Origin of the sequence: Aeromonas sp. s12, assembly GCF_040907925.1 — a bacterium.
In the GTDB taxonomy this organism is placed as follows: Bacteria; Pseudomonadota; Gammaproteobacteria; order Enterobacterales; family Aeromonadaceae; genus Aeromonas; species Aeromonas veronii.
The window spans coordinates 207,643-233,573 of sequence record NZ_JBFOCT010000022.1 but is presented as its reverse complement, the minus strand read 5'-3'; the positions used below and the strand labels follow the sequence as shown (position 1 = coordinate 233,573).

Genomic DNA, 25,931 nt, shown 5'->3' with positions numbered 1-25,931 from the left:
CTTGGCAGCACCTGCCGTTATGATGGCAGGCAAGCCACTGATTTGTGTGCGGTAACCGTTCACCTCAAGATAATGACAAGATAATGAGGAGTTAATGGTGATTGATTCAGTAAAACAGATCCTCGCCGAATTTAAGCCAGCAGGCTGGCACAAGGATCTGGTGGATGCCGGATTCGTTCGCGAGATCATCAATCAGGGTCAGGGGCTTACTATCCGGCTGGTATTGCCGTTTGCCGGTCTCTCGCTGCTCGATCAGCTCAAAGAGAACTACGATGCCAGGCTGCGCAGCGCCACCGGCGCCGCCCGTATCGACTGGGCACTGGAGATTGACGTCGCCAGCATGCCGCGGGCGCAGGGCCTCAATGCCGTGCAGGGCATTCGCAACATCATCGTGGTTGCTTCCGGCAAGGGGGGGGTGGGCAAATCTACCACTGCGGTCAACCTGGCGCTGGCCCTGCAAAGAGAGGGGGCGCGGGTCGCCATTCTCGATGCCGATATCTATGGCCCTTCCATTCCCACCATGATGGGCACCCTCACAGAGCGCCCGGTCAGCCATGACGGCAAGCTGATGGAGCCGGTGATGGCCTGCGGCCTCAAGAGCAACAGCATCGGCTATCTGGTCTCCGAGCAGGATGCCACCATCTGGCGCGGCCCGATGGCGAGCAAGGCGCTGGCGCAGATCCTCCATGAGACCCGCTGGGGCGAGGTGGATTATCTGGTGGTAGACATGCCGCCGGGCACTGGCGATATCCAGCTCACCATGGCCCAGCAGGTGCCGACTTCGGCGGCGGTGATCGTCACCACCCCGCAGGATGTGGCGCTGGCCGATGCCCGCAAGGGGATCGCCATGTTCAACAAGGTCAATGTGCCGGTGCTCGGCATCATCGAGAACATGAGTTATCACGTCTGCAGCGCCTGCGGTCACCATGAGCCGCTGTTCGGTACCGGTGGCGGTCAGAAGATGGCAGAGCAGTATCAAGTGGCGCTGCTTGGCCAGTTGCCGCTGCACATCGACATCCGCCAACACATGGATGATGGCTGTCCGACGGTGTTCGGCGCACCGGAAGGGAGCCTGGCTCAGGCCTATTTGAAGCTGGCGCGCAGGGTTGGTGCTGAACTCTTTTTCAGCGCAAAACCGATTGCGACCCCCCTCTATGCCATGGCGCTGGATGAATAATCGGCGGTCGGTCACTTGAAAGGGAATTGAGGGTGGGCATGACCCACCCTTTTTTATATAATGGATCGGTTTAAACCATCCCCACTGCTCTTCTCTTTTAGGTATTTGTCATGTCTGATACTCAACATTCGTGTGTGATCATCGGTATTGCGGGCGCATCTGCGTCTGGCAAAAGTCTTATAGCCCAGACCATTTATGAAGAGCTGGTGGCCGAACTGGGCGCAGGTCAGATTGGTGTGATCACCGAAGATTGCTACTACCGTGATCAGACCCACCTGACCATGGAAGAGCGGGTCAAGACCAACTATGACCACCCCAACGCGCTGGATCACGACTTGCTGGTACAGCACCTGAGCCAGCTGGTCAAAGGTGATGCGGTCGCCATTCCCCAGTACTCCTACACCGAACATACCCGGATGAGCGAAGTGACCCCGTTTGCGCCGCGCCGGGTGATCATTCTGGAAGGGATCCTGCTGCTGACTGATAGCCGTCTGCGGGATCTGATGGATGCCTCCATCTTTATGGATACCCCGCTCGATATCTGCCTGCTGCGCCGTCTGGTGCGTGATGTGCAGGAGCGTGGCCGTACCATGGACTCCGTGCTCAAGCAGTACCAGAAGACAGTGCGTCCGATGTTCCTGCAGTTTATCGAGCCGTCCAAACAGTATGCCGATGTGATCGTGCCCCGTGGTGGCAAGAATCGCATCGCCATCGACATGCTCAAGGCGCGTATTCGCCACATGTTGATTGGTTAAGATGAAACAAGCCGGGTGATGCCCGGCTTTTTTAAAAGCACAATTTGTCAGGAGAGTCGCCCATGCGTCTGTGTGATACCGATATTGAACGCCATCTGGATGAAGGCAAGATCGTCATTGAGCCACGGCCCGGGGTAGAGCGGATCAGTGGTGTCAGTGTCGATGTGCTGTTGGGTAACGAGTTTCGGGTGTTTCGCGATCATACCGCGCCCTATATCGACCTGAGCGGCCCGAGCAGCGAGATGGCCGATGCCATCGATCGGGTGATGAGTGACGAGATCCACATCCCCGATGGCGAAGCCTTCTACCTTCACCCGGGTCAGCTGGCCCTGGCGGTGACCTACGAATCCGTCACCCTGCCGGCCGATATCGTCGGCTGGCTGGATGGCCGCTCTTCACTGGCACGCCTGGGTTTGATGGTGCACGTGACGGCGCACCGGATCGATCCGGGTTGGTCCGGTCGCATCGTGCTGGAGTTCTACAACGGCGGCAAACTGCCGCTGGCGTTGCGCCCGAAGATGAAGATCGGCGCCTTGAACTTCGAGATGCTTTCCGGCGTCGCGGCCCGCCCCTACAACAAGCGGGAAAATGCCAAGTACAAGAGCCAGCAGGGCGCCGTTGCCAGCCGCATCAATCAGGACTGATAACTGGCAACACGGCAACGATTCAAGGGAGCACAAGGTGCTCCCTTTTTGCATCTGGAATCAAACGGATATGGGGTTGATGGTGCTGGTCGGATGAGATTGGTGAGGCTGGGACGTTTTATCACCACTTTTGCCCGTTTTTCTGTCATAAAAACGTCATAAAAAAGAAATTATTGGCTTAATTGCCAGCTATTTTTGCCCTTTCCCGCAATCATTGATGGCTTTAATTAATCGATGGCAAGCCGCATGAAGACTGGCTCTAGGATATTTTTTTCCAAAAAGCTCTTTTTTTTTATGGCTGAAATATTTCAATGGTGGCTATGGTGTTGGCCGCCATCTGGCATAATCCGCCGCAACTCATAAACAGGCTTTTTTTTATGTTTGAAATGTTTAGTGGTTTGGGTTTGTGGTGGTCAATCGGTTTGGTATTGGCCGTTTTTTTTGTGCTTGCCTATGAATTTATCAACGGCTTTCACGATACCGCCAACGCGGTAGCAACGGTTATCTATACCAAGGCGATGCCAGCTCACCTGGCGGTCGTTGCATCGGGGATCTTCAACTTTTTTGGCGTCATGTTCGGCGGTCTGGGTGTGGCCTATGCCATTGTCCATCTGTTGCCCATCGACCTGCTGCTTGGGATGGACTCCACCCAAGGGTTGATCATGGTCTTCTCCTTGCTGTTTTCCGCCATCGTGTGGAACCTGGGCACCTGGTTCTTCGGGATCCCGGCCTCCAGTTCACATACCTTGATCGGTTCCATTCTGGGGGTAGGCGGCGCCTATGCCTGGATCACCCATAAACCGGTGACAGAAGGGATCAACGTGGGCAAAGCGATCGACATCATGCTTTCCCTCATCATCTCTCCCACCATCGGCTTCATCATCGCGGCACTGCTGCTGCTGGCGATGAAGCGTATCTGGACCAGCAACAAGATCCACAAAACACCGGAAGAGCGTCAGCTGGTGGATGGCAAGAAGCACCCGCCATTCTGGGCGCGTCTGACCCTGGTGGCCTCGGCCATGGGCGTCAGCTTCGTACACGGCTCCAACGATGGCCAGAAGGGCATCGGTCTGGTGATGCTGGTGCTGATCTGTATGGCGCCTGCCTATTTCGCACTGGACATGAACAGCCGCGCCTATGATCTGGACCGGACCCAGGATGCCAACCAGCGCATCATGGAGATCTACCAGCGCAACCAGTCCGCCCTCTCCGGTGTCATCAACTTCTCTGCACCGGCAACGGCTCAGGAAGAGCTGATGACTCACTGCTCCGCCGATGGCGTGCTGCAGGCGATGGCCACCCTGGATGCCCGTCTGGGTGCCGTGCGTACTTATGATCAGATGAGCCTGACCGACCGCCGCGAAGTGCGTCGTCTGCTGCTCTGTATCGATGACACCGCCCGCAAGGCTGCCAAGCTGCCGCTGCCAGCCAAGGAGCTGACCGATCTGGCCAAATGGCGCAAGGATCTGACCGCGACCGCTGAATACGCACCGACCTGGGTTATCGTCTCCATCGCGCTGGCGCTGGGTTGCGGCACCATGGTGGGCTGGCGTCGTATCGTTCATACCGTGGGCGAGAAGATCGGCACGACCGGTATGACCTACAGCCAGGGCATCGCGGCCCAGATCACGGCAGCAACCTCCATCGGGGTCGCCAGTCTGACTGGTATGCCGGTGTCCACTACCCACATCCTCTCTTCTGCGGTGGCGGGGACCATGATTGCCAACAAATCCGGCCTGCAGAGCCAGACCATCAAGACCATCCTGATGGCCTGGGTGCTGACCCTGCCGCTGACCATGCTGCTCTCCGGCGGCCTGTTCATCGTCAGCCACCATCTGTTTGGTTGATCTGCCGCGTTCATAACGCGCATCACAATGACAATGCCGCCCGGTCGAAAGATCGGGCGGCATTTTTTGTGTCTATGAATTTTCAGTGGAGTTGTATCTCCACCAGATGTTTTTTGTTCTTGAGGTAAACAGATAAGAAGGCTCTTCTTCATTATTTGATTGACGACTCGTTATGGTTTTTCTGGCTGAACTTTCGTCATCGAATATCTCTTTCTAATAGTGTGCTTCTCTTGTGATTAATGGATTAACCAATTAGCGTGTTTTGGCGAGGTGCAGATGCACCATCTGATAAAGCGTCACTGAGGAGTAGATGATGAAGCTGATGATCCCGCCCATGGTGGATTTTGCGACCGGCAGCTTGTCTGGTGCCGAACTGGTGGAGAAGCGTACAAGGTTGGCTGATCTGCATGGCTTGTTTGCCGATCCTGCTTCTGAAGCAGGGGTTGACCCGCAAACTGTGCTCTATCGTGTGGCGATGTTGCCCAGCAGTGGCGTGGAGGGGGATCTCAACATGGGTGTCACCCATCTTGAGGCCGGCAGGATAGGGAACGAGTTTTTTATGACCCGCGGTCATATCCATGCTCGCGCCGAGCAGGCGGAGTACTACTTCGGGTTGTGCGGAAGGGGACTATTGCTGTTGCAGGATATGGCCGGTGTTTGCCGGTTGGAGCAGGTCTTTGCCGGCAGCGTTCATCATATCCCTGGCCACGTTGCCCATCGACTCGTCAACACTGGCGAGACGCAGCTCTCGGCGTTGGCGGTCTGGCCTGCCATTGCCGGTCATGATTACCGGCTGATGGCAGAGCGGGGGTTTGGCCTGCGGGTGGTCGCAGGGAAGGAAGGGGAACCTTGTGTTGTGAGCAGCGAGGTGAGTGTCTCAATCACCTAACCATCAGCCTGCATGGGTCGTGAGCGACCCCGTTAGCGGCTGCCGCAAGATTGGCGTACCACCAGGGTAGGGGGCAGAATGATGCTCTTGGCCGGCTCGTCGTTGCCGGCAATCCGCTCGAGCAGCAGTTCACCCGCCTTGCGGCCAATCTCCCGCGCCGCCACCGAGACGGTGGTGAGCGCCGGTTCGACCAGCGCGGTTTCCGGCAGATCGTCAAAACCCACCAGTGCAAAGTGCTGGCCGATGAGCCGCCCCTGTTTGCGTAGCGCCAGCATGGCGCCGAGCGCCACCACATCCTGATAGCAGACCGCCGCCGTCACCTCGGGGTGCTGCTCCAGCAGCGCCGTCATGGCGCGGGTGCCCTCTACCCGGCTGGCGCCGCAACCGATGATCCACTCCGGTTTGGGCGAGATGCTGTGTTCGAGCAGCTTGCTCATATAACCACCGAGGCGTTGGGATCGGCTGATGGAGGTGGGGGCGCCCCCGACAAAGGCGATATGACGGTGGCCGATTTTCAGCAGGTGCTCGGTCGCCAGCTGACAGCCCAGAAAGTTGTCGGTGCCGACAAAGTCGATCGCTACATCCGGCACCGGTCGCACCACCAGAATGGTGGGCATATGGCGACGTTGCAGGCTCTCGAAAAAGCTGTGGGGCGTAGGCTGGGCAGCGCAGATCACCATGCCGGCGGCGCTGTTGCGTTGCAGCGAATCCATAAATTGCTGCTGCCTTGCCGCCGACTCTTCGCTGTTGGCGAGAAACAGCATCAGGTCGTGGTGTTCCATCTCCCGGCTCAGGCCCGCTGTCATCTCTGCATAGAAGGGGTTGGTAATGTCGTGCAGCAACAGGCCAACCTGATTGCTGCTCTTGTTGCGCAGGTTGGCGGCAGTCTGGTTGTAAACATAGCCGAGCTCGTCGATGGCCTTGAGTACCCGCTGGCGAGTGTGGTCGGAAATGCGTCCCTTGTTGCGCAGGGTCATGGAGACGGTGGCGGTGGAAACGCCCAAGTGGCGGGCAATATCGGCAACAGTCACATTGCTCATGGTGTGGGTCCAGTCATGATCGTGCCATCAAGATATATCGATTAACCTTGATTTCAGATGAGAGAAGGTTGCAAGTGAGCGGTTGATCACGAATTTCACCGCCCATGCCGATGATATATCCCAATGTTTGAGGTTAATCGTGTTTATCAGGTTGTGGTTAATGGGTTAATCGATTTATCTCTGTCGTAGGTGTCAACGAGAGAGCAAGCCAATGATTCATTCGAGTTACGTTTCCAACTACGACAAATATCCAGAAGTGACCGTTGTTGGATATGAGCGGTCCGCCTGTGCGGGATGGGATGAGATTGCCCATCAGTTGCAAGCCAAAGTGAACGGGCAAGACAAGGCGAAAGTGGTACTGGTGATCGACTGCTATCACGGTGTGGATCAGACCGAGCTACGCACCCAGCTGCTGACCAGATTCGGGCCTCACACGCTCATCGATGTGGAACAGGCGCGCCTGCCCGAACCCAAAGTGCTGGCGATGCTGGATCGTTTCATCACAGATGACAGGGTCTTTGGTGTGCTGGCGCCCCACAAGATGGTGGAGTTTTTTGACCCGGTCGCCTTGGCGCGCCTGCAACAGCAGGTCGCAGAGATAGCCGAAGGTCTGGTGGTGGTGATGGGCTGCGGCGCCTCGTTGGTGGCGAAAGGGAATGTGCGAGTCTATGCCGATCTTGCCCGCTGGGAGATCCAGCAGCGTCTGCGCCGTAAAGAGATTGGCAACTGGGGCGCTGATAACACCGAAGAGGACATACTGCGCCGCTACAAGCGCGCCTTCTTCATCGAGTGGCGAGTGTTTGATCGCCATAAATTGGCCCAGCTGCCCACCATCGATTTCCTGCTCGACACCAACACCAGGGACAAGCCGACCATGGTAACGGGGGCGGCACTGCAACAAGGGTTGCATCAGGCGGCGCGCCAGCCGTTCCGGGTTGTTCCCTTCTTCGATCCTGGGGTCTGGGGCGGGCAGTGGATGAAGCAGGTGTGTGATCTGGATCCAGCCCAACCCAACTACGCCTGGTGTTTTGACTGTGTGCCCGAGGAGAACAGCCTCTACCTGCGCTTTGGCGAGGTGAGGGTGGAGATCCCGTCGCAAAACCTGGTGCTGTGCCAGCCAAAAGCCCTGCTTGGGGAGCAGGTACACGCCCGCTTTGGCGCCGAGTTCCCGATCCGGTTCGATTTTCTCGATACGGTGGGGGGGCAGCCGCTCAGTCTTCAGGTGCATCCGCTGACTGAATACATCCAGCAGGAGTTCGGTATGCACTACACCCAGGACGAGAGCTACTACCTGCTCGATGCCAAGCCGGACTCCTGCGTCTACCTCGGCACCCGTAACGGTATCGACCCGCAGGAGATGTTGGCGGATCTGGCCGCCGCCCAGCGCGGTGATAAACCCTTCGACGACGAGCGCTTCATCAACCGCTTCCCGGCCCGCAAGCACGACCACTTCCTGATCCCGGCTGGAACCGTCCACTGCTCGGGAGAGGGATCCATGGTACTTGAGATCAGCGCCACCCCCTACATTTTCACCTTCAAACTGTGGGACTGGGGCCGGGTCGGGCTCGACGGCATTCCGCGCCCCATCCATCTGGAGCATGGCAGCAAGGTGATCCAGTGGGATCGGGATACCGACTGGACCGAGCGAAATCTGGTCAATTGCATTGAGCCCGTCGCTGAAGGGGAAGGGTGGCGTGAAGAGCGCACTGGACTGCATGAGCGGGAATTTATCGAGACTCGTCGCCACTGGTTCAGCGTGCCGGTAGAGCACGACACCGGCGGCACTGTACAAGTGCTCAACCTGATAGAGGGTCGGGAGGCAACGGTAGATAGCCCCGACAACGCCTTCACCCCCTTCGTGGTGCACTACGCCGAGACCTTCATCGTACCGGCGTCGGTAGGGCGCTATCGTATCCGCCCGAGTGGCGAGAGTGAAGGGCAGACCATTGCCACCATCAAGGCCTATGTGAGGGGGTAACCAAGATGCTGAGGATCCTTATCGCAACCCATGGTTCACTGGCGCCGGCCCTGCTGGCCAGCGCCAATATGGTCTACGGCGAGTTGCCCGCCGTAGCCACAGTTTCTCTGACCGAAGAGGGGGGAATAGAGGCGTTTCGCGCCGAGTTTGAACAGACCCTGCGCCGTCATGGCGCGGGGGCTGACGGGGTGTTGGTGCTGTGCGACATGGAGTGCGGCACTCCCTACAACGTGGCATGCCGCTTTGCATTTGATTCCGCATGGCCGCAGCCGGTAGCCGTGGTGACCGGGGTGAATTTTCCCATGCTGCTGATGAGTGCCGACTGGCTTGCTGCGACCGATGTACACGAGGCGGCCCGCCAGTTGCTGGCCCAGGCACTGGAATCCATGGTGATCGCGGCCCCGGCGGCACACCAGCAAGATGACAACTTCTAGGAGTGCGAGATGGCGATTTCATTTGTACGCATTGACGATCGGGTGATCCACGGTCAGTTGGTGACCCGCTGGGCCAGAGAGCTTCCTTGTGACGGTATCGTCGCGATCGATGATGAGGTGGCGGCCGATCCGCTGCTCTCTCAGGTGATGACGGGGGCCGTGTCGGACACCAAGGTGTGGCTGTTTGATGTGGCAACCGCCATTACCAAGTTGCCCAAGGTGATCGCCAGTGATAAGCGCTACTTCGTGATTGGCAAGTCGCCGGTCACCCTGCAGCGTCTGTGCGCCGCCGGGATCTCCCTGGATAATCTCAACGGCAAGATCAACGTCGGGCCCATGAGTGCCCGCGAGCAGACTACCACCATAGGCCCCAACCAGTCGGTGACGGCGCAGGAGATCGCCGCTTTTGATTACTTGGCCAACCTTGGCCACGAGATCGACTTTCGGCTGGTACCGGATGCCAGTCACTACAGCTGGGCAGATGCCCAGAAAAAGTTGAAATAGGGAGCAGAGATCATGTTTCTGGAAGCAACACTCATCGGGATACTCTGCTATCTCGGTGCCCTCAGCAGCCCCTGGCTGCTGGGCTTGACCGGTGGCTGGTACACCATTACCCGCCCGTTGGTATCCGGCATGCTGGTCGGTGCCATCCTGGGGGATATTCAGACCGGGATCCTGATCGGGGTGGCGGTGCAGGCAGTCTATATCGCCATGGTGACGCCAGGCGGTTCCATGCCGGCGGATCTCAACTTCGTCGCCTTTCCGGCCATTGCGCTGGGCATCATGTCGGGCAAGGAGCCGTCGGTTGCCGTGGCGATTGCCGCCACCATCGGCATCGCCGGGACCATCCTCTTCAACTTCATGATGGTGTTCAACTCCTACTGGAACCACAGGGCCGATGTGGCGCTGGAGCAGGGCGATGAACAGGGGGTTTACCTCAACAGCGCCATCTTCCCGCAGGCCAGCAACTTTGTGCTGCGTTTTGTGCCGACCTTCATTGCCGTCTACTTCGGCAACCAGTACATCGAAGGGTTCATGAACAGCCTGCCGGAGCTGGTGATCCGTACCATGACGGTGGTGGGCGGCATTCTGCCTGCGGTCGGCATTGCCATCTTGCTCAAGCAGATCATCAAGCAGAGCAGCATGCTGATCTATTTTCTGGTGGGTTTTGTCGGCATCGTTTTTCTCAAGCTCAACATGGTGGGGCTGGTAATGATTGGGGCCCTGCTGGCGCTCATTCACTACAACTACAAGCCGGAACAACGCCCTGCAGTCGCTGCCCGTGCTGCCACCCAAACCGATGATGAGGATGAATTCTGATGAACACAGAGCTGCAATCAGCAGAACTGGCGGCCAAGCAGCCGGTTGCTCTTACCTCACGGGATCTGCGTGCCTGCTGGCGTTCGTGGATGATGTACAACCTCTCCTCAATGAGCTTCGAGCGTCTCGAATCGTTCGGCTTTTGCCTTGGCATGATGCCGGCGCTCAAGAAGCTCTATCCCGGCAAAGCTGAACGGATGGAGGCGATGAAACGCCATGCCTCCTTCTATAACACCGAGCCCCAGATCGGCGCCATTATCAACGGGCTGGCAGTAGGGCTTGAAGAGAAGCGGGCCAATGGCGAGAAGATCGACGGTGAGACCATCAATACCCTCAAGGTCGGCCTGATGGGTCCCATCGCTGGCATCGGTGATTCCATGATCCCCGGTATGTTGGTGCCCATTTTGCTCAGTATCGGTATGGCGCTGGCGGCAGGGGGGAGTGTGCTGGGGCCGCTGTTTTACATCATCAGCTTCAACGCCATAGCCATTACTGGCTCCTACATGTTGTTTATGAAGGGCTACAAGCTGGGCACTGGTTCGGTGGAGTCTTTGGTCAGTTCCGAGTCGGCCAAGCTGCGCGAGGCGCTCTCCCTGCTTGGGGTCTTTGTGATGGGCGGGGTAGCGGCCAGTTATGTCAACCTCTCCACCGGGCTCGATTTTGTCACCTCGGACGGGGTCAATATCCAGGTTCAGAGCATGCTGGATGGCATCTTCCCCAAACTGATGCCGCTGGTGGTGGTGCTGGGTACCTGGTATCTGATGGCCAAGCGCAACGTCTCGCCGGTCAAAGCGATGCTCGGGCTGTTGGTGCTGGCCTTTTTCGGGGTCGCCATCGGTCTGTTCTGATGGGGTCAAGGCCATTTGGTCAACAAAGGGAGAGCCTGGCTCTCCCTTTTTATCGCCGTTGCGAGAGGTAATTTATGCATATCGAGGTGACTGAGGCCGCACAGCGTTGCCATCGCTGGCTGGTCTCCGAGGCGCTGCCCCTTTGGGGCGCGCAGGGGGTTGACCCCGAGCGTGGTCTGTTTGCCGAGGGATTGGATAGTGCTGGCCAGCCTTTGTGGCAGCCGACCCGTTTTCGGGTGCAGAGCCGCCAGATCTATGTGTTCAGCCACGCCACCCTGCTGGGGTGGTACGACGGGCGCACCCTTGCCGAGCGTTCTGCTTTGGTCGGTATGGGTCATTTTGACGATGGGGCTGGGCATAGCGTTTTCTCCATTAATCGGGATGGTTCGATTGCTGACGCATCAGTCTGCAGCTATGAATACGCGTTTGCCCTGCTGGCTGAGTGTTGGCTCTATCGTCTGAGTGGCGATCCACGCTGGCAACAACAGGCCGAGTCGCGCTATCAGACCATTGAGCAACTCTTTGCGGACCCGCTGCACGGTGGATTCCACTCCAGTTGGCCATCTGGCCCACTGCGCAGCCAAAATCCCCATATGCATCTGTTCGAGGCGCTGTTGGTGGCGGCAGACAGCTTTGATGATGTGATATGGCAGCAGCGGGCAACCGCGCTGTATCGGCTGTTTCGTCAGCGTTTTCTGGAACCCGGTTTACTGCGCGAGTTTTTCGACGACGCGCTGCTGGTGCGTCATGCCGATTCCCGTCTTATCGACCCGGGTCATCACTACGAGTGGGGCTGGCTGCTGGCGCGCTACCGGACCCTTGCTAGCAACTGGGAAATCCGGCCAACCAGCACCGAGATTGACGAGGCAATCGGGATATTGACCCGCTTTGCCATCCGCCACGGGCACGGGCAAACCGGGCTAGTTATCGATGAGCTGACCGATGATGGGCAAATCTATCGCGATACCAGCCGGCTCTGGTGCCAGACCGAACATTTGAAAGCGCTCCTGGCGGCCTATGAGCATCAGGGGGATGAGGCTACCGCCTGCCAGATCAGCGAGGTGGTTGCGCGGATCTTCCACTACTACCTGTTGCCCGCACCGCCCGGACAATGGATTGATCAAGTAGATAGCGAGGGAAAGCCGCTGACCTCTCATGCGCCAGCCAGCACGTTTTATCATCTGTTTGTGGCGTTTAGTGAACTGGCCCGGGTAGCGGGGATGGGGGGCGGGGAGTAGGGGGCCTATGGGAGGCGCTTAAAAATCCCAGCCTGGTTGTGCTTGTGGTTCATTGGGCGCGCCTTCCTGTGCCTTGCGCCGCGCAGCCTCGACCCGGCGTTTGCGATCCCGGCACAGGCGCATCACCTCTTGTTGCTGGGCAGGGGTCATAGTGAGCCAGTTGAAACGCTCTTCGCGATTGCGCATGCACCCCTTGCAGTAGCCTTTGTTGTTCACTTCGCAGACCCCGATGCAGGGGCTCTGCAGCGGGAATATTTCGAGCTGTTCCATCCATCACCTCGCACATCCTGTCACCTTGTTATAACCCAGCGGATCCCCTTTGGAGAAATCCTGCTTCAAGTGATTGATGTCGTTTGCTTTCCCCCTGCAAATTTGGCATCTTCCCCGCCGAGCATGGCTCTTGGCGTTATATGAGGACATATGAACAAACACGCGTACTGGCTGACCGCCGCAGTGCTGGGACTGGCCGGTTGTGCGGGCAATTCTGACAAAGCAGAAGTGCCCAAAAAACAGACCGACAACAGATGCTTTCTTAACTGCGAGGTGCCGGAAAATCTGGGCAAGCAGTATCTGGACGGGACCTTGCCAGAGGATCTGGTGAGGGTGGAGCGGGTCAATAGCCGTGCGCGTGCCGACTACAGCAAGTTTGGCCCGCAAAGCAGACTGGTATTGGAGCGCTCCGGCAAGATGACCCGCCGTTATGGCGAGCTCTATCACCAGCTCTCCCGCTGGGTAGCGGGCGGTGGCAATCCTGCCGACATCACCCGTTACGGTATCAGCCTCGCTCAGCTGGGCGGTGCCGATCGCATGGGCAACGTGCTCTTTACCGGTTACTACTCGCCGGTGCTGGAGGTGCGCCACCGCCCGGATGCCAAATACAAATATCCCATCTATGCCATGCCCAAATGTGGCGGTCGTTGTCCGACCCGGGCCGAGATCCATCAGGGGGCCCTGGCCAACCGCGGGCTGGAGCTGGGTTACAGCAAATCCCTTATCGACAACTTCCTGATGGATGTGCAGGGCTCGGGCTTTGTCCACTACGGGGATGACGATCGGCTGCAATATCTGGGCTATAGCGGCAAGAACGGCCACGGTTACGTCAGTATCGGCCGGGTACTGATCGACCGCGGTGAAGTGCCCAAAGAGCAGATGTCGATGAAGGCCATCAAGGAGTGGGCCAACCGCCAGCCGGAGGAGAGCGTCAAGGAGCTGGTGGAGCAGAACCCCTCCTATGTCTTCTTCGAGCGTCGACCCACCAATGATGTGATCGGCGCCGCCGGTATCCCGCTGCTGCCGCTGGCGGCCGTTGCCGCCGACAAGACCTTGCTGCCGATGGGGACCCCGATCCTTGCCGAAGTCCCTTTGCTCGACAAAGAGGGCAACTGGACCGGCAAGCACCAGCTGCGGCTGTTGATTGCGCTGGATGTGGGCGGGGCGGTGAAGAAGGGCCACCTCGATCTCTACCACGGCATGGGCGAGAAGGCTGGCGTCGCAGCCGGTCACTACAAGCACTTCGGCCGAGTCTGGAAACTGGGCCTGCACCATGGGCCGACTGCCGCCCCCTGGTTGTAATCCTCTGAGGGTTTGGGCGTCTGTCATCGGGCGCCCGAGCAATGTGAAGAGACAAAAAAAGCCGCCGGATTGCTCCGGCGGCTTTCTATTTTGTGAGAGTGGCAGCTGGTGGCTGTGTCAGCTCTTCTGGATATCCAGCCGGATGGCGCCGACCGGTTTGCAGCAGCAGGGGAGGCACTCCCCTTGGGCGACAAATGCCAGCGGCACCGCAGGATAGTGCACCTTGCCAGCCATCAGCGGAGTGCGGCAGGCGCCGCAATAGCCGCTGCGACACTGAAATTCCACATGATGACCATGGCGCTCCAGGGTCTCCAACACGCTTTCGCCGGGATGGGCGTGCAGCACGGCACCATCCCGGGTATGTACCCGTGGTGCCACGACCGCCTGCTGTTCAGCAGCTGCGTGCGGGGCAGGGGTCAGCGTGTTGGTGGCATCACTCACAGCTCGAAATCACCCAGGTCATCGGCATTGACTTCGCTGTCGATCTGACCGACCAGATAGGAGCTGACCTCTACCTCTTGCGGGGCGACCTGCACGTTGTCGGATGACAGCCAGGTGTTGATCCAGGGGATCGGGTTCTGCTTGGTGCCGGCAAAGGCTGGCTGCAGGCCGACCGCGCTCATGCGCAAGTTGGTGATGTACTCCACGTACTGGCAGAGGATGTCCTTGTTCAGGCCGATCATGGAGCCGTCCTGGAACAGGTACTCGGCCCACTCCTTCTCCTGAATGGCCGCCTCCTTGAAGATCTCGAAGCAGGCCTGTTCGCACTCGGCGGCGATCTCGGCCATCTCCGGGTCATCCTGGCCGGTGCGCATCAGGTTCAGCATGTGCTGGGTGCCGGTGAGGTGCAGCGCTTCGTCGCGGGCGATCATCTTGATGATCTTGGCGTTGCCTTCCATCAGTTCACGCTCGGCGAAGGCAAAGGAGCAGGCGAAGCTGACGTAGAAGCGGATTGCCTCCAGCGCGTTGACGCTCATCAGGCACAGATAGAGCTTCTTCTTGAGCTCGCGCAATGTGATGGTCACTTCGCGGCCCGCGACGGTGTGGGTCCCTTCACCATGCAGGTTGTAGAGGGCGGTCGCTTCGATCAGGTCGTCGTAGAAGTGGCTGATGGAGCCGGCGCGCTTCAAGATCTGCTCATTGGTCACGATGTCGTCGAACACCTGGGCGGGGGTGTTGACGATATTGCGGATGATATGGGTGTAGGAGCGAGAGTGGATGGTCTCGGAGAAGGCCCAAGTCTCGATCCAGGTTTCCAGCTCCGGAATGGAGACCAGCGGCAGCAGGGCCACGTTGGGGCTGCGACCCTGAATGGAGTCCAGCAGGGTCTGGTACTTCAGGTTGGAGATGAAAATGTGCTGCTCATGGGGCGGCAGGGCCTGATAGTCGATGCGATCACGGGAGACATCCACCTCTTCCGGGCGCCAGAAGAAGGAGAGCTGCTTCTCGATCAGCCGCTCGAACACTTCGTGCTTTTGTTGATCATAACGGGCTACGTTGACCGATTGGCCAAAAAACATCGGCTCTTTGAGCTGGTCGTTTTGGGTTTGGCAGAAAGTTGAATAGGCCATGGTTACCAGAATGTCTGTATGGAGAAAACAGGAGAGCGGGAGCTTGTCGCTCCCGCCCGGTTATCAGTTCTTGCCGTGACTTAGATTTTGCAAGCCCCGCCAGCGCAACCGTCATCTTGCAGATCGGTCTGGGCATCGTCTGCACCATCACGGGTGTTGTGATAGTACAGGGTCTTGAGGCCGTATTTGTAGGCGGTCAGCAAGTCCTTGAGCAGCTGTTTCATCGGGACCTTGTTGCCTTCGAAACGGGCAGGGTCGTAGTTGGTGTTGGCGGAGATCGCCTGATCCACAAACTTCTGCATGATACCGACCAGCTGCAGGTAGCCGTCAACGCTCGGTTGCTTCCAGAGCAATTCGTATTGATCTTTCAGGCGATCATACTCGGGCACCACCTGTTTGAGAATGCCATCTTTGGAGGCCTTGACCGAGACCAGGCCGCGTGGCGGCTCAATGCCGTTGGTGGCGTTGGAGATCTGGCTGGAGGTCTCGCTCGGCATCAGGGCGGTCAGGGTGGAGTTGCGCAAGCCCACGGACTTGATCTCTTCACGCAGACTTTCCCAATCCAGATGCAGAGGCTCGTTGCACAGCGCATCCAGATCCTTCTTGTAGGTGTCGATGGGCAGGATGCCCTGGGCATAGGTGGTCTCGCCAAACAGCGGGCAGGGGCCGAACTCGCGGGCCAGCTGCACGGAGGCTTTCAGCAGGTAGTACTGAATGGCCTCGAAGGTACGGTGAGTCAGGGCCAGACCGGAGCCGTCGGAGTAGCGGGCACCGTTTTTGGCCAGGTAGTAGGCGTAGTTGATGACGCCGATCCCCAGGGTGCGACGACCCATGCTGCCCTTCTTGGCGGCGGCAATCGGGTAATCCTGATAGTCGAGCAGGGCATCGAGGGCACGCACGGCCAGATCGGCCATCTCTTCCAGATCTTCCAGCTTCTCGATGGCACCGAGGTTGAAGGCGGAGAGGGTGCACAGGGCGATTTCGCCACTCTCGTCGTCGATGTTGTTGAGCGGCTTGGTCGGCAGCGCAATCTCGAGGCAGAGGTTGGACTGGCGTACCGGCGCCACGCTCGGGTCGAACGGGCTGTGGGTGTTGCAGTGATCCACGTTCTGGATGTAAATGCGACCTGTACCGGCACGCTCCTGCATCATCAGGGAGAAGAGGTCTACCGCTTTCAGGGTCTTCTTGCGAATGGCCGGATCCTGCTCGTACTTGACGTAGAGCTCTTCAAACTTGTCCTGATCGGCGAAGAAGGCATCGTACAGACCCGGCGCATCGGACGGGGAGAACAGGGTGATGTCACCACCCTTGATGAGGCGCTGGTACATCAGTTTGTTGATCTGCACGCCGTAGTCCATGTGACGGACACGGTTTTCTTCCACGCCGCGGTTGTTCTTCAGTACCAGCAGGCTCTCGACTTCGGTATGCCACAGCGGGTAGAACAGGGTGGCCGCACCGCCGCGCACGCCGCCCTGGGAGCAGCACTTCACGGCAGTCTGGAAGTATTTGTAGAAGGGGATGCAACCGGTGTGGAACGCTTCGCCACCACGGATGGGGCTGCCCAGACCGCGGATGCGACCGGCGTTGATGCCGATACCGGCGCGCTGGGAAACGTAACGCACGATGGAGCTGGCGGTGGCGTTGATGGAGTCCAGGCTGTCATCGCACTCGATCAGTACGCAGGAGCTGAACTGACGGGTCGGGGTGCGCACGCCGCTCATGATCGGGGTCGGCAGGGAGATCTTGAAGGTCGAGACCGCATCATAGAAGCGCTTGATGTAGTCCAGACGGGTATCTTTCGGATACTTGGAGAAGAGGCAGGCCGCAACCAGCATATAGAGGAACTGCGGGCTCTCGTAGATCTCGCCGGTGACGCGGTTCTGGACCAGATATTTGCCTTCCAGCTGTTTGACTGCCGCGTAGGAGAAATCCATGTCGCGCCAGTGATCCAGATGGGTGTTCAGCTCTTCGAATTCGGCCTGGGTGTAGTCTTCCAGCAGGTGCTTGTCGTACTTGCCCATGTCCACCAGACGAGCCACGTGCTGGTAGAGGTGGGGCGGTTCGAACTGGCCGTAGGCCTTCTTGCGCAGGTGGAAGATGGCCAGACGGGCTGCCATGTACTGGTAGTCCGGGGTCTGCTCGGAGATGAGGTCAGCCGTTGCCTTGATGATGGTTTCGTGAATGTCGGCGGTACGGATACCGTCATAGAACTGGATGTGGGATTTGAGCTCTACCTGGGAGACCGACACGTTGTCGAGCCCTTCGGCGGCCCAGTCCAGCACGCGGTGAATTTTATCCAGATCGATGGGTTCTTTGTGTCCGTTACGCTTCGTCACAAACAAGTTCATTGGCTGATGACCTTCAGTTGATTCCCGAAAAACCATCGCACAATGGCGCTACCCTTGCCCCGGCGATATGCGGGAGTTGGGTAGAGATTGTGCGATGAATCACAAGATGTAGTGTTATTTTAAGTTCGAGCTACAAGATAGTGAGGTCAGCCCGCCATTGCAATGTGTGGATAAGTGACGAGCTGTGGATAAATTGTGAGTCTTGCCCCATCAGTTAGTGACTGCTCACAGTGAGCGGGTTTTCATTCGTCCGCTCCGCTAAATGCAAGTCTCCCGATCGAAGATGGAAAATTTAAATAACTTTTTTTGCTTGCGAAACGGGGGGCTTTTTACTAGCAAACGGCGGCTGATTATCCCTTATGCAACAAGGGTCAAAAGCTGTCCAGTTGTCGCAGCCGCGGGCTCAGCGTGGCAAGGGCTTTGCATCAGATGACGGTGGTTTGTAGCCGCTTTGTGATGGCTGCGAGCTTGTCAAATGGGTATCCAACAGGCAGAAAGCTGCCTTTATTATCCATGAATAGACGAGTGATGGTGGCGCAGGACGCAGGAGCGTAAAGGAAAGATGCAAGGGGCGGAGAGTCTCTTCGCCCCGTTATCGCATGTCAGCCGGTAAGGCTGCGCGTTACGCTTTGGCCGTCAACTCATAGCGGAGCCAGTGGTGCAGGGCCTGCACGGTATCAAACTGCAGATCGGCGCCCCATTGGGCGGGATCTTCCTCATTATTGAGATAGCCCCAGCCAGCGACCGCAGTGCGCATGCCGGCGTTGCGGCCCGCTTCGATATCCCGCACATGATCCCCCACATAGAGGCAGTGAGCCGCCTCGACCCCCAGCTTTTCACAAGCAAAGAACATGGGGGCGGGGTCGGGCTTGCGTACCGGCAGGGTGTCGGCGCTGACGGTGACGCCGCAACTGGCAAGCTCTGGCAGGGCCGCCAGCAGCGGCTCGGTGAGAAAGCCCGGCTTGTTGGTGACTATGCCCCAGGGGAGCAGTTTCTCGTCGAGCCACTCGATAAGATCCACCATTCCCTCATAGGGACGGGTACCGACGCAGAGATTGGCCGCGTAGTAGTCGAGCAGGGCATTGCGCAGGCGCGTGGCCCCCAGCTCTTCAAGCAGTTCGTCGTCGAGGCCCGCTTTCAGCAGCCCGAGCGCCCCGTGGGAGGTGGTCTGACGAATAATGTCGTCAGAGAGCGGCGCAAAGCCTTCGCTGATCAGTACATGGTTGACGGCGGCCCCCAGATCCGGGGCTGTGTCGAGCAGGGTGCCATCCAGATCGAACAGCACACCGCGCAGGGGCAGAGGGTGAGAGGCACTCATCAACCGTGCTCCGGGCGGACAAACTCCACCATATAGTTGACGTCGACATTTTTGCCGAGCTTGAACTGGTTGGTGAGGGGGGCGTAGTGGACGCCGCTCATGTCCCGCACCAGCAGGCCAGCTGCTTCCCCCATGCGACACAGTTCGGCCGGGGTGATGAATTTTTTGTGATCGTGGGTACCCTTGGGCACCATCTTCATCAGGTATTCGGCCCCGATGATCATCATCAGATAGGATTTGGGGTTGCGGTTGATGGTGGAGACGAACACCCGTCCGCCCGGGCGCACCAGGGTAGCGATGGCGCGCAGCACGGAGGCGGGGTCCGGCACATGCTCCAGCATCTCCATGCAGGTGACCACGTCATACTGGCCCGGCACTTCGGCGGCATGGGCTTCGGCAGTGATCTGGCGATATTCGAGCTCGATACCCTGCTCCAGGGCGTGCAGGCGGGCGACGCCGAGGGGTTCCTTGCCCATGTCGATGCCGTTGACCTTGGCGCCACGGCGGGCCATGCTCTCGGAGAGGATGCCGCCGCCACATCCGATATCGAGAATGCGTTTGCCAAACAGACCGCCACTTTTGTCGGTGATCCAGTCAAGGCGTACCGGATTGATTTGATGCAGGGGTTTGAATTCACCTTCCATGTCCCACCAGCGGGAGGCGATGGCTTCAAACTTGGCGATTTCTGTCAGATCGACATTGGCATCACTGTTCATTTTTCGAAGATCCTGTGGCAGGGCGCCCGCTGCTGAGTCATGGGCGCAATCTATTGTCCTGGCGGGCATTATAACGGACGGACTTTGTCACACCAGCCCGATCTGATACCCGATTTGTGGCTTAAGGTATTTGGCTCAGTGTGTTACCATGTCGCGCTGTTTAAGCCAAAGAACAACTAATTAGGGATAAGGCTTTCTATGAGCGATCTGGCCAGAGAGATCACGCCGGTCAACATCGAAGAAGAGCTCAAGAGTTCCTATCTTGATTACGCCATGAGCGTGATCGTAGGACGAGCTCTGCCGGATGTGCGTGATGGCTTGAAACCGGTTCACCGCCGCGTTCTGTTTGCTATGAACGAGTTGGGGAACGACTGGAACAAGCCCTATAAAAAATCGGCCCGTGTGGTCGGTGACGTAATCGGTAAATATCACCCGCACGGCGATATCGCTGTGTATGACACCATTGTCCGGATGGCGCAGGATTTCTCCATGCGTTACATGCTGGTCGATGGTCAGGGCAACTTCGGTTCAGTCGACGGCGACAGCGCCGCGGCGATGCGTTATACCGAAGTGCGGATGGCCCGCATCTCCCACGAGCTGCTGGCTGATCTGGACAAAGAGACCGTGGACTGGGTGCCGAACTATGACGGCACCGAGATGATCCCGGCTGTCATGCCTACCAAGGTTCCCAACCTGCTGGTCAACGGCTCCTCCGGTATCGCGGTGGGCATGGCGACCAACATTCCGCCTCACAACCTCACCGAGATTGTCAATGGCTGTCTGGCGCTGATCGAAAACGGCGACCTCACCATTGACGAGCTGATGACCTACATCACCGGCCCGGATTTTCCCACCGGCGGCATTATCAACGGTCGTTCCGGCATCGTGCAGGCGTACCGTACCGGTCGTGGCTCCATCTATGTGCGGGCCAAAGCTGAAGTGGAAGTGGACGAGAAGACCAGTCGCGAGACCATCATCGTTCACGAGATCCCCTATCAGGTGAACAAGGCTCGACTGATCGAGAAGATCGCCGAGCTGGTCAAAGAGAAGAAGATCGAGGGCATCAGTGCCCTGCGCGATGAGTCTGACAAAGACGGCATGCGCATCGTTATCGAGATCAAGCGCGGCGAGTCCGGCGAGATTGTGCTGAACAATCTCTACAAGCACACTCAGATGCAGACCACGTTCGGCATCAACATGGTGGCGCTCGATAACAACCAGCCCAAGGTGATGAACCTTAAAGAGATCCTGGATGCGTTCCTGCTGCACCGCCGTGAAGTGGTGACTCGCCGGACCGTGTTCGAACTGCGCAAGGCGCGGGATCGGGCGCACATTTTGGAAGGTCTGGCGGTTGCGCTGGCCAACATCGATCCCATCATCGAGCTGATCCGCCACAGCGCGACCCCGGCCGATGCGAAAGCGGGCCTGGTTGCCAAGGGCTGGGAACTCGGCAACGTGGCCGCCATGCTGGAAAAAGCGGGCGACGACGCGGCACGGCCAGAGTGGCTGGAGCCGGAGTTCGGTATCCGTGAAGGTCAATATTTCCTGACCGAACAGCAAGCCCAGGCCATCCTTGACCTGCGTCTGCACAAGCTGACTGGCCTCGAGCACGAGAAGATCCTGGAAGAGTACCAGTCTCTGCTGGATCTGATTGCCGAGTTGCTGCACATCCTGGCGAGCCCGGCTCGTCTGATGGAAGTGATCCGCGATGAACTGCTGGCCGTGCGTGAGCAGTATGGCGACGAGCGTCGCACCGAGATCAGCATGTCCAGTGCCGAGATCAACATCGAAGATCTGATCACCCCGGAAGACGTGGTGGTTACCCTGTCTCACCAGGGCTATGTGAAGTATCAGCCGCTCTCCGACTACGAGGCCCAGCGCCGTGGTGGTCGTGGCAAGTCGGCCACCCGGATCAAGGAAGAGGACTTTGTGGAGCGTCTGCTGGTGGCCAACACCCACGACACCATTTTGTGCTTCTCCACCCGTGGCAAGGTCTACTGGCTCAAGGTTTACCAGCTGCCGGAAGCCTCCCGTGGCGCCCGTGGTCGTCCGATCATCAACCTGCTGCCGCTGGAAGAGGGTGAGCGTATCACCGCTATCCTGCCGGTGAAGGAATATGACGCCGAGAAGTATGTGTTCTTCGCCACCGCCAACGGTACCGTGAAGAAGACCAGCCTCTCCGACTTCAGCCGTCCGCTCTCCTCCGGTATCCGCGCCATCAACCTCAAAGAGGGCGATGAGCTGATCGGGGTGGATATCACCGACGGCAGCAACGAGATCATGCTCTTCTCCGACGCGGGCAAAGTCGTTCGCTTCGCCGAAGGCAGCGGTCGCGCTGATGCCGATGTCAGCGATGACGTTGAAACCGACGACGATGCTGGCAATGACGATGATGGCAGCGACAACGGCGAAGGCACCGAAAGCAAGGGCACCTTCAAGGGCGTGCGTCCGATGGGTCGTACCGCAGCCGGTGTCCGTGGCATCAAGCTGGGCGCCGGTGACAAGGTGGTTTCCCTCATCGTTCCGCGCGGCGAAGGTGCCATCCTCACCGCCACCGAGAATGGTTACGGCAAGCGGACTGCGTTGGCCGAATACCCGACCAAGAGCCGTGGTACCCAGGGCGTTATCTCCATCAAGGTGGATGAGCGCAATGGTAAGGTGATCGATGCGATCCAGGTCGAAGATACCGACCAGATCATGCTGATCACCAACGGCGGTACTCTGGTGCGTACCCGTGTTGCCGAGGTGAGCGTCATTGGCCGTAACACCGGCGGTGTCCGTCTGATCCGTACCGGTGAAGACGAGACCGTGGTTGGCCTGCAGCGTATCGCCGAGAGCGACGAAGACGAGAACGACGCTTTGGCCGTTGACGGTGAGGTATCTGAAGGTACCGATACCGCGACCGGCACTGATGCGGTCGATGCTGGGGAAGCGGGCGACGAGTAATCGTTACCTGTTACCCGAGCAACGTCTCTGAGCAAAAAGAGCGACCCTGGTGGTCGCTCTTTTTATTTGTCTGCTTTTTATGACTCTCCGCTGATCTTACGGCTGGATCACTCCTGCAGCCACATTCTGGCGCTGCGGGCGGGAATGGCGACCCGTACCCACTGGCTCTGCACGTTGACTACGGCCCCTTGGTCGAGCACGTCCCGATAGTTGCGATACCAATTCATCTCGAACCTGGCGGTATCGAGCCAATATTCCTGCTCGTAGTCGCACTTGTTGATACCGACCAGCCCCTGTTTGCCCCGTTTGAACAGCACGAAGCAGTCGCCACTGCCGACCAGCTGCATGGGTTGACCCTGTACCGCATTGTGGAAGCGGATCATCCCCTTGAGATCGGCGCGCTGGTAGTAATCCTGCCAGCGCAGTCCATCCTTGGCCTGGGTCTCGCCGTGATCCGAATAGACCAGCGGCGAGCCACCATCGCGGCCGAGCAGGTAGGCATAGGCCAGCTTCTCGTCAGTCTGGCTCAGGATCTGATAGCGGAAGCCGTCGTTGGTGGGGATGTCGTGGGTCACGGCAAAGGTGACGGCACGACTGCCCGGTAGCGCCTGACCATAGGCGCCCGGATCCGCCAGCAGGTTCATGCTGCCACCGTAACTGAAGGCACCGCGCAGGGAGGCAAACAGCGGAAAGTCATAGGCACCCTGGCCGCTGCTGTCGAGGTAGGGTTTGAGGAAGCGCTCGTAATCGGCGCTGCCTGCGCCCCCTGTGGTGATCACCTCGCCAAACACATGCATCCCCTGTTTGATCTCGGGGGTGAACACGGCATTGATCTGGTAATCGCTCATGTGTTTGACCGCATCGACCCGAAAGCCCTTGATCCCCATCCCCTTGAGCGCCTTGAGATAGGCCTGTTGCTGGCTCACCACCCAGTTGTTGGGATCCAGATCCGGCAGCCCCTTGTCACCGGGTCCGCCGCACAGTCGCCAGTACTGGACATGACCCGGATTGTTCCAGTCGGTGATGCACCCTTCCGGATGAAAATCCTGACCGGAGAGGAAGTTTTGCCCCAGATCGCCAAACAGTTTCTGGCGCTCGAAATAGGCCTGGTTGCTGGCGTAGCTCTGCAGCAGCTCGTTGCCGGGATAGTTGAGATCGCTGCGTTTCCAGCTTTCGTTGGCCATGTGGTTGAGCACCACATCGGCATAGACGGCGATGCCACGCGCCTTCATGGCGGCGATCAGCTGCTCGAGATCCTGCTTGTTGCCAAGAGGGGAGTCGACAAGGCGCAGATCCTGCGGCTGGTAACGGGCCCACCATTCGTTGCCTGATGACTTGAGAGGCGGCGAGATGAGTACCTGTTTGTAACCGGCCGACTTGATAAGGTCGGCTTTGGCGGTCACTTCACTGTACTTCCAGTTGAAGGCGTGAAGTATGACGTCGGCGTGCGCCAAGGGGGCGATCAGCATGCCTGCGATCGCCCATATTCCCGCTGTGTGTTTCATTATTGTGTCCCTGTTTTTATTGATGCCTGAATGGGCAAGCCAGCTTTGGCGGGAACAGAGTGAGCTGCAATCCACAACCTGCAGATTTGTGACCGCTTTCAGGATGATTTCGCCGAATATGTGAACTGTTTCGGCTTTTCCTCGCCACCGCCAGTTGCCTTTTTACAAGTGATTTTTTTGTCATTTCCCTGTCATTCCCAGCCGCTATCCTGCCGGGCGAGTGGTGCGTTGTTGCCATCACCTTCACCGTCAGGAGCTGCATATGACCAGTTGGATCACGTGGGAAATTTGGTGGAGCCGGGTATGGGGCGAGTCAGAGGTGCCGCTGTATGAAGAGGATGAGCACGAAGTGGCTCATGAACCCTCGCGACTACCGGTTGAAATAGTGCAGCAGGGTCGGGATCAGCGCGCAGGCTAAGGCGTTAGCCCTCTCTTTAGCGGGTAGCGCTTTCTTGTCGCGACATGGCTACTTCGTTGGAAAATTCTGAAAAGCGGGGTTTCCACAGGATGTGTTGCGGCAGGCCTTCCTCTCAACCTCTTGGCACGCCTGATGTGTGAAGGGCGTGAGCCGGGGGATTAGAAGAGCGACAGCTGCTCTCCGGGGCGGATAAACCCATCCAGCCTGAGCTGAATATGGCGTTTACCCAGATCGAGGCGCTTGCTGATAAGGCGAAAGCGCTGGGCCAGCAGATCGGCAAAGTGCCCCTCACCGCGCATGCGGGTACCGAAGGCGGTACTGTTGAGCCCGCCACCGTGGCTGGTTCGCAACTGATTCAAAATAGCCTCCTTCTGGCCCGGATAGTGGGTATCGAGCCAGTCATCAAATAGCGGCGCCAGCTCGTGGGGCAGGCGCAGCAGGATGTAATCGGCGCAACTGGCGCCAGCCTCGGCAGCCGATTTGATGATCTGCTCCAGCTCCGGTTCATTGAGCCGCGGGATCATGGGAGCGGCCAATACCCCCACCTGTACACCAGCGTTGGCAAGCTTCTCGATCACTTTCAAGCGGCCGGTGCCCGTGCTGGCGCGGGGCTCCAGCTGTCGCCGCAGGGGTTCATTCAAGGTTGTCACCGACACCATCACCTGACACAGTCCCTCTCTGGCCAGCTCGGTCAATAGATCAAGGTCGCGCAAGATCATGGCGCTCTTGGTAATGAGCCCGACCGGGTGGCGGTGGGCCAGCATCACTTCCAGCAACTGCCGGGTGAGGCGATAGCGCTGCTCGACGGGTTGATAGGGGTCGGTACTGGCGCCAATGAAGATGGTCTGTGGCTGATAGGCCGGTTTGGCAAACTCCCGGCGCAGCAGGTCAGCTGCATTGCGTTTGGCAAACAGCTTGCTCTCGAAATCGAGACCGGGGGAGAGCTCCAGATAGGCATGGCTGGGTCTGGCATAGCAGTAGATGCAGCCGTGTTCGCACCCCTGATAGGGGTTGATGGAGCGACCAAAGGGGACATCCGGCGAGCTGTTGTAGCTGATGATGCTGCGTGCATCGATCTCCCGCACCTCGGTGCCAGGCACAGAAGAAGTGAAAGCGGCATCCCAATCGGACGATTGCCAGCCATCATCGACCGCTTCGACAAGGGGACCGCTAAAACGGTGATCGATATTGTGGGGGCTGCCTCGTCCTGCCATGGTGCGCACCTATACTGTTTATACATACAGTTATTTTGCAGGTGCCCCGGATAAATGACAACTACTGCTGAGCGACCGGGTGCAAAAAGGGTTGTTGCAGGGATCTCTTGCTTGATTGCGGCACTACATTTCGTTTACATAGACGAAATGAGA

General features: G+C 58.3%; 23 protein-coding genes. 14 read left to right on the top strand and 9 right to left on the bottom strand.

The features are described 5' to 3' along the window. The first annotated feature begins 94 nt into the window (after window positions 1-94). From apbC to AB5Y67_RS10770, 5 genes are all read left to right on the top strand, one after another. Window positions 95-1,177 (top strand): iron-sulfur cluster carrier protein ApbC, encoded by a 1,083-nt coding sequence (gene apbC / locus AB5Y67_RS10790; RefSeq protein ID WP_139733261.1) that lies wholly within the window; start codon window positions 95-97, stop codon window positions 1,175-1,177. Window positions 1,178-1,287: 110 nt separating this feature from the next. After that, on the top strand, window positions 1,288-1,932 hold the full coding sequence (udk, locus tag AB5Y67_RS10785) for a uridine kinase (protein WP_005345570.1): 645 nt from the start codon (window positions 1,288-1,290) through the stop codon (window positions 1,930-1,932). A 62-nt stretch (window positions 1,933-1,994) separates the two neighbouring features. After that, window positions 1,995-2,576 carry a dCTP deaminase gene (gene dcd, locus AB5Y67_RS10780; RefSeq protein ID WP_005336719.1) on the top strand — a complete coding sequence of 194 codons (582 nt, stop codon included), beginning with the start codon at window positions 1,995-1,997 and terminating at the stop codon, window positions 2,574-2,576. Between the two features lie 377 nt (window positions 2,577-2,953). Then, complete coding sequence (locus tag AB5Y67_RS10775) at window positions 2,954-4,423, top strand: inorganic phosphate transporter (RefSeq protein WP_021230067.1); 1,470 nt, start codon at window positions 2,954-2,956, stop codon at window positions 4,421-4,423. A 310-nt stretch (window positions 4,424-4,733) separates the two neighbouring features. Further along, entirely contained in the window at window positions 4,734-5,312 is a 579-nt protein-coding gene (locus AB5Y67_RS10770) for a glucose-6-phosphate isomerase family protein (protein WP_223849300.1), read from the top strand. A 32-nt stretch (window positions 5,313-5,344) separates the two neighbouring features. Here AB5Y67_RS10770 and AB5Y67_RS10765 read toward each other — a convergent pair whose 3' ends face one another. Continuing rightward, entirely contained in the window at window positions 5,345-6,352 is a 1,008-nt protein-coding gene (locus AB5Y67_RS10765; RefSeq protein ID WP_190973242.1) for a LacI family DNA-binding transcriptional regulator, read from the bottom strand. A 211-nt stretch (window positions 6,353-6,563) separates the two neighbouring features. Between AB5Y67_RS10765 and AB5Y67_RS10760 the strand changes: the two genes are divergently transcribed. From AB5Y67_RS10760 to AB5Y67_RS10735, 6 genes are all read left to right on the top strand, one after another. Then, on the top strand, window positions 6,564-8,330 hold the full coding sequence (locus AB5Y67_RS10760; RefSeq protein ID WP_150389079.1) for a class I mannose-6-phosphate isomerase: 1,767 nt from the start codon (window positions 6,564-6,566) through the stop codon (window positions 8,328-8,330). Between the two features lie 5 nt (window positions 8,331-8,335). Next, complete coding sequence (locus AB5Y67_RS10755) at window positions 8,336-8,764, top strand: PTS sugar transporter subunit IIA (RefSeq protein ID WP_064337979.1); 429 nt, start codon at window positions 8,336-8,338, stop codon at window positions 8,762-8,764. Window positions 8,765-8,773: 9 nt separating this feature from the next. Continuing rightward, window positions 8,774-9,268: a PTS sugar transporter subunit IIB gene (locus tag AB5Y67_RS10750; RefSeq protein WP_064341276.1), complete on the top strand. Its 495-nt coding sequence runs from the start codon at window positions 8,774-8,776 to the stop codon at window positions 9,266-9,268. A 12-nt stretch (window positions 9,269-9,280) separates the two neighbouring features. Continuing rightward, entirely contained in the window at window positions 9,281-10,084 is an 804-nt protein-coding gene (locus tag AB5Y67_RS10745; protein WP_150389080.1) for a PTS sugar transporter subunit IIC, read from the top strand. Next, entirely contained in the window at window positions 10,084-10,932 is an 849-nt protein-coding gene (locus AB5Y67_RS10740; protein ID WP_150389081.1) for a PTS system mannose/fructose/sorbose family transporter subunit IID, read from the top strand. The genes AB5Y67_RS10745 and AB5Y67_RS10740 overlap by 1 nt, the downstream gene beginning before the upstream one ends. Window positions 10,933-11,006: 74 nt before the next feature. Continuing rightward, on the top strand, window positions 11,007-12,170 hold the full coding sequence (locus AB5Y67_RS10735; protein WP_150389082.1) for an AGE family epimerase/isomerase: 1,164 nt from the start codon (window positions 11,007-11,009) through the stop codon (window positions 12,168-12,170). Between the two features lie 18 nt (window positions 12,171-12,188). On the opposite strand, the gene AB5Y67_RS10730 is transcribed toward AB5Y67_RS10735, so the two are convergent. Further along, window positions 12,189-12,440: a DUF1289 domain-containing protein gene (locus AB5Y67_RS10730; RefSeq protein ID WP_150389083.1), complete on the bottom strand. Its 252-nt coding sequence runs from the start codon at window positions 12,438-12,440 to the stop codon at window positions 12,189-12,191. A gap of 150 nt (window positions 12,441-12,590) precedes the next feature. Between AB5Y67_RS10730 and mltA the strand changes: the two genes are divergently transcribed. Beyond that, the gene (gene mltA / locus AB5Y67_RS10725) at window positions 12,591-13,742 is read left to right on the top strand and encodes a murein transglycosylase A (RefSeq protein ID WP_019445143.1); all 1,152 of its coding nucleotides are present in this window, start codon (window positions 12,591-12,593) and stop codon (window positions 13,740-13,742) included. Window positions 13,743-13,859: 117 nt separating this feature from the next. Here the strand turns inward: mltA and yfaE are convergent, their stop codons facing one another. The 5 genes from yfaE to ubiG all read right to left on the bottom strand — a co-directional run bounded on the left by yfaE (window position 13,860) and on the right by ubiG (window position 19,695). Continuing rightward, entirely contained in the window at window positions 13,860-14,183 is a 324-nt protein-coding gene (yfaE, locus tag AB5Y67_RS10720) for a class I ribonucleotide reductase maintenance protein YfaE (RefSeq protein ID WP_019838758.1), read from the bottom strand. After that, window positions 14,180-15,313 carry a class Ia ribonucleoside-diphosphate reductase subunit beta gene (gene nrdB / locus AB5Y67_RS10715; protein ID WP_005336708.1) on the bottom strand — a complete coding sequence of 378 codons (1,134 nt, stop codon included), beginning with the start codon at window positions 15,311-15,313 and terminating at the stop codon, window positions 14,180-14,182. The genes yfaE and nrdB overlap by 4 nt, the downstream gene beginning before the upstream one ends. Before the next feature lie 80 nt (window positions 15,314-15,393). Continuing rightward, on the bottom strand, window positions 15,394-17,661 hold the full coding sequence (nrdA, locus tag AB5Y67_RS10710; RefSeq protein WP_019838757.1) for a class 1a ribonucleoside-diphosphate reductase subunit alpha: 2,268 nt from the start codon (window positions 17,659-17,661) through the stop codon (window positions 15,394-15,396). 622 nt (window positions 17,662-18,283) lie between these two features. Next, entirely contained in the window at window positions 18,284-18,979 is a 696-nt protein-coding gene (locus AB5Y67_RS10705) for an HAD family hydrolase (protein WP_150389084.1), read from the bottom strand. Further along, window positions 18,979-19,695 carry a bifunctional 2-polyprenyl-6-hydroxyphenol methylase/3-demethylubiquinol 3-O-methyltransferase UbiG gene (gene ubiG / locus AB5Y67_RS10700; RefSeq protein ID WP_368207706.1) on the bottom strand — a complete coding sequence of 239 codons (717 nt, stop codon included), beginning with the start codon at window positions 19,693-19,695 and terminating at the stop codon, window positions 18,979-18,981. The genes AB5Y67_RS10705 and ubiG overlap by 1 nt, the downstream gene beginning before the upstream one ends. 198 nt (window positions 19,696-19,893) lie before the next feature. Here ubiG and gyrA point away from each other — a divergent pair, with 198 nt between their 5' ends. Further along, window positions 19,894-22,641: a DNA topoisomerase (ATP-hydrolyzing) subunit A gene (gyrA, locus tag AB5Y67_RS10695; RefSeq protein WP_043170192.1), complete on the top strand. Its 2,748-nt coding sequence runs from the start codon at window positions 19,894-19,896 to the stop codon at window positions 22,639-22,641. A gap of 107 nt (window positions 22,642-22,748) precedes the next feature. Here gyrA and AB5Y67_RS10690 read toward each other — a convergent pair whose 3' ends face one another. Then, the gene (locus AB5Y67_RS10690) at window positions 22,749-24,146 is read right to left on the bottom strand and encodes an alpha-amylase family protein (protein WP_368207704.1); all 1,398 of its coding nucleotides are present in this window, start codon (window positions 24,144-24,146) and stop codon (window positions 22,749-22,751) included. A 262-nt stretch (window positions 24,147-24,408) separates the two neighbouring features. Here AB5Y67_RS10690 and AB5Y67_RS10685 point away from each other — a divergent pair, with 262 nt between their 5' ends. After that, the gene (locus AB5Y67_RS10685; RefSeq protein WP_368207702.1) at window positions 24,409-24,564 is read left to right on the top strand and encodes a hypothetical protein; all 156 of its coding nucleotides are present in this window, start codon (window positions 24,409-24,411) and stop codon (window positions 24,562-24,564) included. 158 nt (window positions 24,565-24,722) lie between these two features. On the opposite strand, the gene AB5Y67_RS10680 is transcribed toward AB5Y67_RS10685, so the two are convergent. After that, the gene (locus tag AB5Y67_RS10680; protein WP_368207701.1) at window positions 24,723-25,778 is read right to left on the bottom strand and encodes a PA0069 family radical SAM protein; all 1,056 of its coding nucleotides are present in this window, start codon (window positions 25,776-25,778) and stop codon (window positions 24,723-24,725) included. Window positions 25,779-25,931: the final 153 nt, after the last annotated feature.

What these genes read in the sequence shown, in the direction of transcription:
- AB5Y67_RS10750 (WP_064341276.1), top strand. Translation starts at nt 8,774, where the DNA reads ATGGCGATTTCATTTGTACGCATTGACGATCGGGTGATCCACGGTCAG.
- udk (WP_005345570.1), top strand. Translation starts at nt 1,288, where the DNA reads ATGTCTGATACTCAACATTCGTGTGTGATCATCGGTATTGCGGGCGCA.
- AB5Y67_RS10740 (WP_150389081.1), top strand. Translation starts at nt 10,084, where the DNA reads ATGAACACAGAGCTGCAATCAGCAGAACTGGCGGCCAAGCAGCCGGTT.
- mltA (WP_019445143.1), top strand. Translation starts at nt 12,591, where the DNA reads ATGAACAAACACGCGTACTGGCTGACCGCCGCAGTGCTGGGACTGGCC.
- ubiG (WP_368207706.1), bottom strand. Translation starts at nt 19,695, where the DNA reads ATGAACAGTGATGCCAATGTCGATCTGACAGAAATCGCCAAGTTTGAA.
- nrdB (WP_005336708.1), bottom strand. Translation starts at nt 15,313, where the DNA reads ATGGCCTATTCAACTTTCTGCCAAACCCAAAACGACCAGCTCAAAGAG.
- AB5Y67_RS10745 (WP_150389080.1), top strand. Translation starts at nt 9,281, where the DNA reads ATGTTTCTGGAAGCAACACTCATCGGGATACTCTGCTATCTCGGTGCC.
- AB5Y67_RS10770 (WP_223849300.1), top strand. Translation starts at nt 4,734, where the DNA reads ATGATGAAGCTGATGATCCCGCCCATGGTGGATTTTGCGACCGGCAGC.
- dcd (WP_005336719.1), top strand. Translation starts at nt 1,995, where the DNA reads ATGCGTCTGTGTGATACCGATATTGAACGCCATCTGGATGAAGGCAAG.
- AB5Y67_RS10690 (WP_368207704.1), bottom strand. Translation starts at nt 24,146, where the DNA reads ATGAAACACACAGCGGGAATATGGGCGATCGCAGGCATGCTGATCGCC.
- nrdA (WP_019838757.1), bottom strand. Translation starts at nt 17,661, where the DNA reads ATGAACTTGTTTGTGACGAAGCGTAACGGACACAAAGAACCCATCGAT.
- gyrA (WP_043170192.1), top strand. Translation starts at nt 19,894, where the DNA reads ATGAGCGATCTGGCCAGAGAGATCACGCCGGTCAACATCGAAGAAGAG.
- AB5Y67_RS10735 (WP_150389082.1), top strand. Translation starts at nt 11,007, where the DNA reads ATGCATATCGAGGTGACTGAGGCCGCACAGCGTTGCCATCGCTGGCTG.
- AB5Y67_RS10755 (WP_064337979.1), top strand. Translation starts at nt 8,336, where the DNA reads ATGCTGAGGATCCTTATCGCAACCCATGGTTCACTGGCGCCGGCCCTG.
- apbC (WP_139733261.1), top strand. Translation starts at nt 95, where the DNA reads ATGGTGATTGATTCAGTAAAACAGATCCTCGCCGAATTTAAGCCAGCA.
- AB5Y67_RS10760 (WP_150389079.1), top strand. Translation starts at nt 6,564, where the DNA reads ATGATTCATTCGAGTTACGTTTCCAACTACGACAAATATCCAGAAGTG.
- AB5Y67_RS10705 (WP_150389084.1), bottom strand. Translation starts at nt 18,979, where the DNA reads ATGAGTGCCTCTCACCCTCTGCCCCTGCGCGGTGTGCTGTTCGATCTG.
- AB5Y67_RS10685 (WP_368207702.1), top strand. Translation starts at nt 24,409, where the DNA reads ATGACCAGTTGGATCACGTGGGAAATTTGGTGGAGCCGGGTATGGGGC.
- AB5Y67_RS10680 (WP_368207701.1), bottom strand. Translation starts at nt 25,778, where the DNA reads ATGGCAGGACGAGGCAGCCCCCACAATATCGATCACCGTTTTAGCGGT.
- AB5Y67_RS10775 (WP_021230067.1), top strand. Translation starts at nt 2,954, where the DNA reads ATGTTTGAAATGTTTAGTGGTTTGGGTTTGTGGTGGTCAATCGGTTTG.
- AB5Y67_RS10730 (WP_150389083.1), bottom strand. Translation starts at nt 12,440, where the DNA reads ATGGAACAGCTCGAAATATTCCCGCTGCAGAGCCCCTGCATCGGGGTC.
- AB5Y67_RS10765 (WP_190973242.1), bottom strand. Translation starts at nt 6,352, where the DNA reads ATGAGCAATGTGACTGTTGCCGATATTGCCCGCCACTTGGGCGTTTCC.